Annotated in this window: 11 protein-coding genes; 8 read left to right on the forward strand and 3 right to left on the reverse strand. The window is 59.1% G+C overall.

The window, feature by feature from the left end:
- Positions 1–15 precede the first annotated feature (15 nt).
- Complete coding sequence (locus QKD99_RS07985) at positions 16–1743, reverse strand: CYTH and CHAD domain-containing protein (RefSeq protein WP_347951178.1); 1728 nt, start codon at positions 1741–1743, stop codon at positions 16–18.
- Positions 1744–1877: 134 nt separating this feature from the next.
- Positions 1878–2936 (reverse strand): DUF2786 domain-containing protein, encoded by a 1059-nt coding sequence (locus QKD99_RS07990; protein WP_347951179.1) that lies wholly within the window; start codon positions 2934–2936, stop codon positions 1878–1880.
- A gap of 192 nt (positions 2937–3128) precedes the next feature.
- Here QKD99_RS07990 and QKD99_RS07995 point away from each other — a divergent pair, with 192 nt between their 5' ends.
- The 6 genes from QKD99_RS07995 (at position 3129) to QKD99_RS08020 (ending at position 9529) form a co-directional block, all read left to right on the forward strand.
- Complete coding sequence (locus QKD99_RS07995; RefSeq protein ID WP_347951180.1) at positions 3129–4466, forward strand: glutamine synthetase family protein; 1338 nt, start codon at positions 3129–3131, stop codon at positions 4464–4466.
- Between the two features lie 7 nt (positions 4467–4473).
- A complete protein-coding gene (locus tag QKD99_RS08000; protein WP_347951181.1) occupies positions 4474–7545 on the forward strand; it encodes a bifunctional [glutamine synthetase] adenylyltransferase/[glutamine synthetase]-adenylyl-L-tyrosine phosphorylase in 3072 nt (1023 codons plus the stop codon).
- 97 nt (positions 7546–7642) lie between these two features.
- Positions 7643–7987: a hypothetical protein gene (locus QKD99_RS08005; RefSeq protein WP_347951182.1), complete on the forward strand. Its 345-nt coding sequence runs from the start codon at positions 7643–7645 to the stop codon at positions 7985–7987.
- Between the two features lie 10 nt (positions 7988–7997).
- On the forward strand, positions 7998–8447 hold the full coding sequence (locus QKD99_RS08010; RefSeq protein WP_239279126.1) for a hypothetical protein: 450 nt from the start codon (positions 7998–8000) through the stop codon (positions 8445–8447).
- Positions 8448–8592: 145 nt separating this feature from the next.
- The gene (locus QKD99_RS08015) at positions 8593–8811 is read left to right on the forward strand and encodes a hypothetical protein (protein ID WP_284765722.1); all 219 of its coding nucleotides are present in this window, start codon (positions 8593–8595) and stop codon (positions 8809–8811) included.
- Positions 8812–8821: 10 nt separating this feature from the next.
- Positions 8822–9529, forward strand: coding sequence for an AAA family ATPase (locus tag QKD99_RS08020; RefSeq protein WP_347951183.1), 708 nt, complete (start codon positions 8822–8824; stop codon positions 9527–9529).
- A gap of 14 nt (positions 9530–9543) precedes the next feature.
- Here the strand turns inward: QKD99_RS08020 and QKD99_RS08025 are convergent, their stop codons facing one another.
- Entirely contained in the window at positions 9544–10851 is a 1308-nt protein-coding gene (locus tag QKD99_RS08025) for an MFS transporter (RefSeq protein ID WP_347951184.1), read from the reverse strand.
- A 39-nt stretch (positions 10852–10890) separates the two neighbouring features.
- Between QKD99_RS08025 and thrC the strand changes: the two genes are divergently transcribed.
- Positions 10891–12333, forward strand: a complete 1443-nt coding sequence (gene thrC / locus QKD99_RS08030; RefSeq protein WP_347951185.1) for a threonine synthase — start codon at positions 10891–10893, stop codon at positions 12331–12333.
- Positions 12334–12336: 3 nt separating this feature from the next.
- Entirely contained in the window at positions 12337–12483 is a 147-nt protein-coding gene (locus QKD99_RS08035) for a hypothetical protein (RefSeq protein ID WP_347951186.1), read from the forward strand.
- The last annotated feature ends 6 nt before the right edge of the window (positions 12484–12489 follow it).

A 12489-nucleotide genomic window follows, 5' to 3' on the forward strand; every position in this document is an offset into this window, starting at 1 on the left:
ACCCGGGGAGCGCGGCTACTTTAGTTTCTTGCGCAGCGGCTTAAACGCAGCCTTGATGTCTTTGAAAGACTCGGCGTAATCATCAAGGGCCTTTAGGCCAATGGTTCGCTCGCGCTGGTAGAGCAGGCCATAGCCAAAGGTATTCTCCCCACGGCGGCGAGCGGACTCTGCCAACTCGAGCAGCTTATCGCGCGAGGTCACGGAATCCTGGAAGTCACCGAGCACCGACTGCATCTGCTTGCAGGCCTTGTAGAGGCGCTTGGTCTTGAGGTTGGTAGCAGAACCAGCTGCTTCAGCTGCATAGCGCAGCTTCTTTGCTGCCTTGCGCATATCGTGGAAATAATCCTCGCGCTCGTGCAGGGACAATTCCTGGTTATCCCAGTTCTTCACGGCCTTCTTATGGCGCTTGACCAGCTTGTTATAGGCCTTTTCAAGGTGCTGCGCCATCACGGTATCCATGTCGGCGGACTTGGCCTTGGACTTCTTTTTCTCCGGCTTGTGCTCGGACTTGTCCGCAGCAGGCGCGCTGTCCTCGCTGGATTCGGTAGGGGTAGCGGCGTCCTCTTCCGCAGAGGACTGCTCCTCCGCTTCGCTAGCTACCGGAGCGGACTCTTGTTGCTTATCGGCCGTTGGCGGATCAGCGAGAAGACGGTCCAGGGATTCCAGCAATTCGAGGTAACGCTCGGAATCCAGGGCTGCGATAACGCGGCGGTGCGCGCGGCGGTAGGCGTTGCCCATATCCTGCGCAATGTGCTCGCGGGTGGAGTCATCCAAGGTGTCAGAATCTTCGGACTCCAGCAGCTTCTGCCAGCGCTCTTCTACAACTTCCGCATCTCGAGCAACGCCCAAAATGCCGGCAAGCTCCTTGAGCTCGGCTTCGATCTTGTCGATTTCTGGGCCGACAACGATGCCATGGAAGGTCTGCAGGTGGCTGCGCAGTTCGCGGGTGGCGACACGCATCTGGTGAACCGAGTCCCACTCATCGCGGCGCACGCGCGGGTCATAATCAACTAGTTTGTCGCGGTTGGCTTGGAGTGCAGTGATGACGGCCGCGGCAGGGGAGTCTGGGTCCACATCCGGCGATACCAGGGCTGGAGGCAGCGGGGCATTGGCGTAGGAATCGCCCAAAGCAGACTTCAGCTTGGATGGGGAGGAAGAAACGCGCGCACCGGCACCGATGAGCAGGGAAGTGGCACGGCGAATGAATTGCGTACCTTCCTCAGTGCCAGGAAGCTCACCGGCGAGCTCTACTTCCCACTCGCGCCACGACTGCTGCTGGCCACCAGGAAGGAAGGAAAAGGCGGTGACGTGGTCATCGCAGAATTCTGCTACCGGTTTATTATCGGCATCCGCTAGGACCATCTCGGTGCGCTTGTTGTCTACTTGAGCAATCGGGGTGAGTTCGTTGTGGCGGATAATGGAGCGGACCTGGTGGAGAAGCTCCTCAGGTACTTCGTAGCGGCCATCTACAGGTTCTCCCAGCTCGGCGTGGATTTCAGTGCGGCCAGCCTCGCTAGGAATCTTGATATGCCAACCATCATCATTACCACCGGTGCGACGGCGGAGGGTGACCTTTGCATGGGTGAGGCGGAGGTCTTCGGTGTCGTAGTAGATGGCAGAAAGCGCGTGGTGGCGCGTGTCTGCAACGTGGTCAACTCCCTCGAGGCGGGTCAGTTCAGGGAGCTGAGTGGACTCGGCTACGGAGAATTTCGCTTCAACTTCGAGAAAAGACTGTGTAGACATTCACGTACCTTTTACTTTCTAGACCAATATCTCACCGGTGATCCTACCCGTTAAGCATTCGTTTCGGTGTCGCTCCTCGCCCCCCGTTCGCTAGCAGGGAACGGGAGGGAAGAATGGCCTTGAGCAGGGCAAAATTACTGCGTAATTTCTGGAACCGAACCGATCCCGGAAGCATCGCCGCCAAAGTGAGATTTATCGGCAGCCGCAATGCCGTCGTTGATGCCGTGCATGCTGTTCATGGAAAGCGACATTTCCGTCAGGTTGGGGAAAAGACGATTGCGAGTGTCGATGGCATGATCGGTGCGCGCCTGCAACGCCGGAAGGGTTTGGGTAGCTACAGCCTCTGCGTGGTGAGAGCAGTACTGGGACTCCCGCAGGTTATCTGCGATGCCATCCTCATTTGCTTGAGTGAGCAGTTCACCGATGCGGGCGGCATAAGAAAGCCGGAAGCTACGGCGATAGGCAGCGGTAGAGCCCGTAGCGCGGGCAATTTCTGCGCCGTCACCATTGCGCATGAACCAATCGCATTGACGGTTGAGGGAGGCAAAGAGGTCGGCGCAATGGGCGGCGTCGGCCGGAGCGCCAATCACGCAGGCCAAGCCCTTGTCATGAATCAGGAGAGTGGTGCATCCATTGGCGTCAGAGATGGTGCTTAACAGGGAAGCCTGGTGCTTGATATACGGCGGGTGGATGTGCACGCGGTGGGAAATGAGATGAGGCAGCTCGGAAGTAAGCAGGTCTTCGATGCGATACTTCTGCTGCAGGGACTGCGCCTTAGAGATGAGGACCTCGGCCTCATCCTCAAAGCTGGTAGATTCCGCTTTCCGCAAAAGGCCTAGAACCTTCTCGCGGATTTTGCGTTGCTTATCGCTGAGCCCGTCCTCCCGCAAGGATTCGCCGGAGGCTAAAAGCTCGGTATCGCGCAGCCTCGGTAGGTGAATGAGCTCTTTAATAATGGCGCGTAACTTATCGCGGGGAATGAAGTTTTCCTGCGGAGGGGCCATCTGTAGCCATGCTTTGCGCAGCGCAGGGGAGGTAATTCGTGCCGGCACATGGGGGCTTGCACGGTAAATAATGGGATAGGCGTGCGGGCCTAAGACGTGTTCTAAGTCCGCCGGCGCCCAGCCTTGTTGTGCGGCGGAGACGAGGCGTTCGATTACGTGAGCAGAAAGGTCATCGCAGTGGGTGGTCATAAAGATTCGTCCTTTAAGAGGTGTACGTGTGTTTGCTTGCCCACTTAGCAAAGCATGCGCTGGAGCTGGCTCCTGCCGGAAAATCCCCCACTGGCCACCCCCTAGATACTCTTGCGACCTGCGCATTTCGCCCCGGAAAAACTGTCGCATGAACTGCACATCCCTCGGGGGAGAGCCGGTAAGGTCTAAAGCATGAATAGCCAACACGAATTTGTCTTGCGCACCGTTGAGGAACGCGATATCCGCTTTATCCGCCTGTGGTTTACGGATATTCTGGGCGCCCTTAAATCCGTGGTCATGAGCCCGTCCGAGCTGGAATCGGCCTTTGAAGAAGGTGTTGGCTTTGATGGTTCTTCCGTAGAGGGCTTTTCTCGTATCTCTGAGTCTGACACCATCGCGCTGCCAGATCCCTCCACCTTCCAGATTCTGCCCTTTGATTTGGATGAGCCGGACCTGCAATCGGCCCGCATGTTTTGCGATATCGCACAGCCAGACGGCCAGCCCTCCATGGTGGACCCGCGCCATATCCTGCGCCGCCAGGTCACCGAGGCCGCCAACGATGGGTTCACCTGCATGGCCTCACCAGAAATCGAGTTCTATCTCTTCGAGCGCGGCCGCGAACTCACAGACTTGGTGCCCACGGACAACGGCGGTTACTTCGACCAAGCAACGCACGATACCGCCCCGCTTTTCCGCAGGAAGGCAATGCTAGCGCTGGAATCGCTGGGAATCGCCACGGAGTTTAGCCACCACGAAACCGCGCCGGGCCAGCAAGAAATTGACCTGCGCCATGCGGACGTGCTCACCATGGCCGATAACATCATGACCTTCCGGCATGTGATCAAGCAGGTGGCCACCAACTCCAATGTGCGCGCCACCTTCATGCCTAAGCCCTTTGAGCACCTGCCGGGCTCAGGCATGCACACCCACTTGAGCCTTTTTGAAGGCCAATCCAATGCTTTCCACGATCCGGATGATGAATTCTCTTTGTCCCAGACCGGCCGCCAGTTCATCGCCGGCATCTTGGAGCACTCCACGGAGATGTCCGCGATTGTGAATCAATGGACCAATTCTTATAAGCGCCTGATGTTCGGCAACGAGGCGCCGGGCGCAGCCACCTGGGGAGTATCGAATCGCTCCGCGCTGGTCCGCGTTCCCACCTACCGGCTTACCAAGGAAGAATCGCGCCGGGTAGAAATCCGCTCCATTGATGCCTCGATGAACCCCTACCTGGGCTATGCGGTGCTACTAGCAGCAGGCCTGCGAGGCATCCGCGAGGGCTACGAGCTCGATGAACCGGCCGAGGACGATGTCCACCAGCTCACCCGCCGCGAGCGCCGGGCAATGGGCTATAAGGATCTACCCACTAGCCTGGATCAGGCCTTGCGAGAATTTGAAAAATCCGAGTTCATGGCAGAAGTTTTGGGCGAGCACGTCTTTGAGTTCTTCCTGCGCTCCAAATGGGATGAGTGGCACCACTATCAGAGCCAAATCACCACCTTTGAGCTGCGCAATAACCTGAACTTCTAGGAGAATAATGCGTCCTGCTGCTGTGCCTTCACCGGCCACACTAGGTCTTACCCGCTCGCACGCTGCCCAGGATATTGAGCAGCTGGGGTGGAAGAATCCGGAATCAGCGGATCTGTTGTGGACCCTCGCTGCCGTGGGGGATCCAGACCTGGCTCTCAATAATCTGATCCGCATCTATGAACAAGCCCCAGAGCTAGATGATGCCGTGCGGTCCAATGAAACCTTGCGCGTGCGCCTCTTCGCCTTACTGGGGGCGTCGACCGCCTTTGGCGATCATCTCGCGGCACACCCTGAACTGTGGCGAGAATTAGAAAAACCCCTTCCTCAGCCCGAAGAGATGCTGCAAAGCTTGCTTGGTGCGGTCGATGCCCAGCCTGCGGACTTTGCTCACGACGTGGACCGGCCCGATCCGGCGCGCGAGGACTTGAGCGCGGCGGGTACTTACCGCGCCGGCGAGGGTGAGCATAAGAAGGCGCTGCGCACGACCTACCGCACTTTGATGATGCGCATTGCCGCCTGTGATGTGGCGGGCACCTTCCATTCACGCAAGGGCCAGACCAAGCTGCAGCCGGAGGTAGGATTCCGCCAGACTACGGCGCTGACCACCGCGCTTGCCGACGCCGCCTTAACCGCCTCCCTTGCCTGCGCCGTGCGCACCATCTACGGCGATGAACCCTTGGATGCACAGCTGGCAGTCATGGCGATGGGCAAGTGTGGCGCAGGCGAGCTGAACTATATCTCCGATGTGGACGTCATCTTCGTCGGCAGCGAGGCAACCCCTAGGGCCACGCGGCTAGCGGCGGAGTTTAATCGCATTGGATCCACCACCTTTTTCGAGGTGGATGCCAACCTGCGCCCGGAGGGAAAGTCGGGCGCGTTGGTGCGCACTTTGGAATCCCACGTGGCCTACTACAAGCGATGGGCAGAGACGTGGGAATTCCAGGCGCTCCTTAAAGCGCGCGCTATGACGGGCTACCTCCCACTAGGCCAGGACTATTTGGACCAGATTCGCCCGATGGTGTGGACGGCGTCGCAGCGCGAGTCCTTTGTTGAGGACGTACAGGCCATGCGCCGCCGCGTGCTGGCCAATGTTCCCGCAGAGCTCAAACACCGCGAGCTGAAGCTAGGCGTGGGCGGCCTGCGCGATATCGAATTTGCTGTCCAGCTCCTGCAGTTGGTGCATGGTCGCTCTGATGAGACGCTGCGCGCGCTTTCCACGGTGGAAGCGCTGGAAGCGCTGATTTCAGCGGGATACGTCGGCCGCGAGGACGGCACCCAGCTCATTGAAGCCTATGAGTTTTTGCGCCTGCTTGAGCACCGCCTGCAATTGGAGCGCTTCCGCCGCACACACACGCTGCCGGAAAAGGACGATGAAGAGGGGATGAAGTGGCTGGCGCGCATCGCCGGCTTTTATCCGCAGGGCACCAAGTCGGCGGCCGAGCGCATGCTATCGCACCTGCGCCGAATCCGTCTGCGGATCTCCGAGCTGCACTCGCGCCTGTTCTACCGGCCGCTGCTTAATTCCGTGGTCACCATGTCCGCCGATGAGCTCAAGCTGTCGCCGGAGGCCGCCAAGCTGCAGCTGGCCGCGTTGGGCTATAACCACCCCGACCGCGCATTCGAGCACTTGACCTCCTTGGCGGCGGGAACCTCGCGCAAGGCACGCATCCAGGCGATTTTGCTGCCTACCTTGATGGAATGGCTGGCTGATACCGCAGACCCCGATATGGGTCTGTTGAACTATCGCAAGCTCTCGGAGGCCGCGAACGATAGGTCATGGTTCTTGCGCATGCTGCGCGATGAAGGAATTGTGGGCCAGCGGCTCATGCACATTCTGGGTACCTCGCCGTTTACTTCTGATCTGATTATTAGCGCGCCGGATTCGGTTAAGCAGCTTTCCGACGGCGCCACTGGCCCCAAACTGCTAGAAACCAAGCCCGAACAGGTTTCCAAGGCGCTGGTCAATTCCAGCAAGCGCCACGCCGACCCGGATAAAGCGGTGGCGGTGGCGCGCTCGTTGCGCCGAGTCGAGCTGGCCCGCATCGCCAGTGCGGATTTGCTGGGCTTCATGCCGGTCAAGCAGGTGTGTCACGAGCTTTCCACAATTTGGGATGCTGTCCTTGAGGCTGCACTTCGCGCCGAGGTGCGTGCGTGGCGCCTGGCTAACGAGGACGCAGAGCCGCCAGCGCGCATCGCCGTCATTGGCATGGGCCGCTTGGGAGGCATGGAGCTGGGATTTGGCTCAGATGCGGATGTGCTCGTCGTAGCAGAACCTAGCGAACCGGCCGATGACTCTGGTGCGGAAGGGGAGGCCGTGAAGTGGGCCATCGGGATCGTCGATAAGCTTCGGCGACGCTTGTCTAAGCCTTCGGGCGACCCGCCGTTGGACGTCGATTTGGGCCTGCGCCCAGAGGGCCGCTCTGGTGCGGTGGCACGCACCATCTCCTCCTATGAGCGCTACTACCGCGAGTGGGGCGAGTCTTGGGAGCTGCAGGCTTTGTTGCGCGCGGCCTTCGTGGCTGGTGACAAGGAAGTAGGCGAGCGATTTATGTTCATGGTCGATAGCTTCCGCTACCCAGAAGGCGGCGCGAGCGCCTCGACCATTCGCGATATCCGGCGCATGAAGGCGCGCGTGGACAATGAGCGCCTGCCGCGCGGCGCGGACCGCAATACTCATACCAAGCTGGGGCGCGGTGCGCTCTCAGATATTGAATGGACCGTACAGCTCCTGACCATGATGCATGCTCACGAGTATGCCCAACTGCACGATCCGTCCACACTGCGCGTGCTCGACGCCTTGGAGGAAAACGCAATCCTCTCTGCCGAGCAGGTCTCGGACCTGCGCGAAGCCTGGCTTATGGCTACCGACGCCCGCAATGCACTGGTGCTCGTGCGCGGCAAGCGCGTCGACCAGTTGCCCGGGCCCGGTCCGCAGCTGGCCCAGGTAGCCGGTGCCGCTGGCTGGCCGCCGGAGGATAACCAAGGGTTTCTAGAAAACTATCTGAAACTTACCCGCCATGCCCGGAAGGTTGTAGATGAGGTCTTCTGGGGCGAGGAGGAATCCTTCGAGCATTCTTAGAGTTAGCCTTGAAAGTCCCCGATGCGCGCATTGTGGCCTTACTTTTTGCACTTTCGGGCTCTAAAGTGGGATGGGAACAAGAAAGGACTGGCTAGTTATGTCTTTTAAGCTGCAACTCGATGTGGACAACGCCACGGTGAGCGAACTATCCGCGCTGCTTTCTGCAGCGCGTGCCGCGGGCGTGCGCGATGGTGACGTCCTCCGCCTTGATGGCACCACCTTGACCGTCGAGGTCTCCACGCCGCGGGAGGAAAAGCCAGCGCCGCCGCGCCCAGAATCAGCACCGCACAATTCTCGCCAGGCCCCTCGCTCGTGGGGGCGTGCCGACCGCATAGGAGAGGCCACCATCCGCTCCATCATCGACGCCCTCAATGATCGCGGCGAGAACCCTCGCGGCAATGGCTACGGTTCCTTCGGCGATAGCGCTGGTTACCATGGCTAAAATCAGCGGAGTGTATCGACATAAGCTCATCTACCTGTGGGCCTTTGTAGCCGTGGCCGTCATCGTGGCCATCGCTGTCGGGGTGTGGGCCACCAACCGCGATAATCCCCCCAAGGGGACGAAGACGGTGGGCGAGGCCGTGGCTGGTGGGGTAGTCCAAGAAGACATGCCCGCACAGGTCAATGGTGCTATCAAAGGCGATGATTCCACCGACGCCAACCGCGTGACCTCCTTGGCGAAGGCGCTGGGCATCCCGCTCAATTCCGTCCCGCGGGATATTACCCAGACGGAAAACGGCAAATCCGATGTGCGCGTCTACCTCGAGCGCGAGCTCAACAGTGCGGTGGAGTCTGGTGACATCAGCGAATCCGATGAAAAGGCAGTCCTCGTAGCATTTGAGCGAGGCCTTGTGATGCCGGCTAGCGATGGCATCGTAGCCGAGAGCTACCCGGCAAACTAGCCCTTTATTTCCTCGCGAACTGGGCGCGAAAATTCAGGCAACCCGCAGCTAGGCGGCATGGCCTTGGCAGTAATTCTTCCTAAGGTAAAACATCACAAATTGGTAACGGGCACGGTGCTCGGTGCCGAAGCCTCTGGAGGAGACTATGACTTTCAAGACCACGCTGTCGACCGCGGCGGGAGTACTCGCCGCCATTGCCATCCCCATCACCGGCGGGGTAGGGGTGGCCTATGCCGTCAATACCGTGCCGGCCGATACCATCGCCCAATCAGTTCCGGCCGGCGACTTGGGCGACCACCTGAAAAACTTTGGCGCGGCGGCAGCGCAAGAAGATGCGCTGCGCGTACTCGATGAACTGAATTAACCTAGGGCCCATGCTGGTTGATGCCCTAAGCCTGAAGTTCAAGCCCGATGACTACCGCGCCGAGCTGCCTGTCTTCGACTACTTAGTTGATTTGGGCAGCTTCAAGCTGCGAAGCCCTGTCACCGTCTTCGTAGGTGAAAACGGCATTGGCAAATCGAGCTTGCTCGCTGGCGTAGCTAGTGATTTGGGCTGTTCACCTGCGGGCGGCCGCATGGATGACCCAGATGAAATCGTTCCTCGCAGCCCCATCCGCTGTGTTACAGACGAAGTTATCCAGCGTGCCTATTTCCTGCGCGCCGAAAAGCACGAGTACTTGATTGGACGTGGGGATTCAGCGGCCGAACGGGGCGGCCGTTCGACTCTTTCTCAGAACGTGGATTTGTCCCGCCGCTCGCACGGGCAATCCGTCTTTGACCTGCTCTATGAGCACATCAATGGCCAAGGTGTGTACATCCTGGATGAGCCAGAATCTGGGCTGTCCGTTATCCGGCAACTGGCCCTTGTAGGGGAAATTGCCCTAGCGGTTGACCGCGGTGCACAGGTCATTATTGCCACGCACTCGCCGATTCTTCTGGCCTGCCCTGGTGCGGACATTGTGGAGCTCAACGATACTGGATTTGAGCGCATCGCCTTCGACGAAGCGGAAGCCGTGGCGGCGACCCGGGAGCTTTTGGCGGACCCTGAGGGGACCATTCGCTTTATCCTCAACCCAGAGTAATCAACCGAGAGTTTCTAGGAAACCTCCACGATGGTGACAGAAGGCCCGTCTTCGCCCGCGCGACGGCGAAGGAAGTGGGTGATGACCACACCAATCATGCCTACTACCCAAACGGCTAGCACCGCAGCCGCGGCGGCAGTGAAATCCGGCATGGAGTAATCAGGGGCGTCGGAGGAGTGGTCCAACACCATTCCGAAGAGCTGCGCGCCCAACATGCCGGAGGTAAACCCGCCCATATTTCCCAAGCCCGTGGCTGTGGCCACCACCGAGCGGTCCATGCGCTCACGCACGATGTCGAAGCCATAGTTAGCCGTCGGCGTGCACAGCGCGGTAACGAAGGACACCACCAAAATTGCGGCCACACCGCTGTCGGTGCCAAAGGTAAAGAAAATCAGCCAGGTCAGTACGTGAATTGCTACGAACCCGAGGCTAAGCCACGGGCGGACATGCTGCGCGCGGGAGGAAATTTTGCCGTGCAAGGGGCCGACGATGACCAAGAATACCGCCAGCAAGGTGAGAACCAGGCTGGACTTGGCCTTGGACATCTCCATGCCCTGGGTCATCATGGGCATGCCCCAGAGCATGACAAAGACGATGAGCGGGAGCATGCCGATGTAGTGGATGAAGTAAGCCTGCCAGGCCACCGGCGAGCGGAATACCGTTTTCAAGCGGGCGGGGATGCTGGTGGCCTGCGAGTTGGGTGGTTCCTTCTCCGTGGGAATAATCCCCAACTTCTCTGGTGAGTCTGCCACCGCCACGATAGCGGCGATGGCTACCAAGATTCCTACCGCGCCAAGGGTAACGAAGGCGGCGGTCCATCCGGCCGCACCCAGCAACCACAGGAAGGGCACCGCGGAAATGAACTGACCCATTTGCCCCAACGACGACGTCACCTGGGTGAACATGGGGGTGCGGTGCAGTGGGAACCAATAGGGCAGGATGCGCATCACGGAGAGAAATGCCGTGGCATCGCCCGCGCCGATGAGAACGCGCGCGGCAATGGCTACGCCATAGCTGGTGGTAAAGCCCAAGACAACCTGGCCAATGCCCATAATGACCGCGCCGACCACGAGGAGTAGGCGCGGGCCAAATTTATCAATCAAGATGCCGGTGGGGATTTGGGCTAGGGCATACACGCCCAACTGCACAGAGGTAAAGACCGCGATACGGCCGGCATCGACATCGAAGCGCTCAATGGCATCCAAACCGGCCACCCCAAAAGAGGTACGGCCGGTAATCGCTACGAGGTAGACCGCCATGGCGGCTACCCAAATACCTAAAGCCTGAGTGGTAATGACTTCTCGGGGATTCGGATGCGACATGGCTGATACCTTACGCCTTAACTACTAAGATTCTTTTGTGTGAAGTACATTTCGACCCGCGATACCGCCCGTCAGCCCGCATCTTTTACAGATATTCTCCTCGGCGGGCTTGCCTCCGATGGCGGTTTATACCTGCCTGAGAGCTACCCACAGCTAGATTCCGCCACTTTAAATTCATGGCGCAGGCTCCTAGCGGATAAAGGCTACGCGGCGCTTGCGGCCGAGGTACTTAAGCTTTTCATTGACGATATTCCATCGCAAGACATCGAGGATATCGCCGCGCGCGCTTATACCAGCCCCAAGTTTGCGGACCCCGAAATCGTTCCCGTCACCGAACTAGGTGAGGGCCTTTTCATCGGCCATTTATCCGAAGGACCTACTGCAGCATTTAAGGACATGGCCATGCAGCTTTTGGGTGAGCTCTTTGAATACGAGCTCGCCCGCCGCGGTGAGACCCTCAATATTCTGGGCGCCACTTCCGGCGATACGGGGTCCTCTGCAGAGTATGCGATGCGCGGGCGCCACGGCATTCGCGTCTTTATGCTCACCCCGGCCGGCCGAATGACGGCCTTCCAGCAGGCGCAGATGTTTGGGCTGGATGACCCGAATATCTTTAACATCGCTCTAGATGGCGTTTTCGATGATTGCCAGGATGTGGTCAAGGCGGTATCGGGAGATGCTGATTTTAAGGCCGCCTACCGCATTGGCGCGGTCAATTCGATTAACTGGGCACGGCTGATGGCCCAGGTGGTCTACTACATTTCCTGCTGGCTCAAGGTCACCGAAACTGCCGATCAGAAAGTTTCCTTTAGCGTTCCCACCGGTAACTTTGGCGATATCTGTGCCGGCCACATCGCTCGCCAGATGGGCCTTCCCATTGATCGTCTTATCGTGGCTACCAATGAAAATGATGTGCTGGATGAGTTCTTCCGCACCGGAAACTACCGGCCGCGTCCAGCCGCAGAGACCATGGCAACCTCTTCGCCGTCCATGGATATCTCGCGCGCCTCGAATTTTGAGCGCTTTGCGTTCGACTTGCTCGGCCGCGATGCAGCCGAAACCGCGGAGCTATTCGGCACCAAGGTGAAAGAGGGCGGCTTTAGCCTCGACCACGACAAGATTGCTGCTGCCCGCGAGGACTATGGTTTCCTGTCCGGTTCCTCCAGCCATGCCGATCGCCTAGCCACCATCAAGGATGTACACGAGCGCTTTGATTACCTGGCGGATCCGCACACGGCCGACGGCATCAAGGTGGCTCGTGGCGCACAGCGCGAGGGGGTAAAGACTCCAATCGTGTGTCTGGAGACCGCGCTGCCGGTGAAGTTTGCCGAGACGATCACGGAAGCCATCGGCTCTGCCCCTGAGCCACCCGAGCGCTTTGCCGGCATCCTCGATGCTGAGCGGCACGTCAAGGACTTGCCTAATGATGCCGCGGCGGTCAAGGATTACATCACCACGTCGATTCAGAAAACGGAGGTTTAGACCATGGCCTTAGAAAATTTTGCCGGCCCGGAACACTACACCGAGTTTGATCCGGAAAAGTTCATCCGCGATCTCAACGCCCAGGCGGAGATGGATGCGGAAGAAGAGAACAAGGACAACGCCGGGAATGCGGACGCGGAGAGCAACTAGCGTTTT

It is taken from the genome of Corynebacterium sp. c3Ub_189 (assembly GCF_039907195.1).
Taxonomy (GTDB): domain Bacteria; phylum Actinomycetota; class Actinomycetes; order Mycobacteriales; family Mycobacteriaceae; genus Corynebacterium.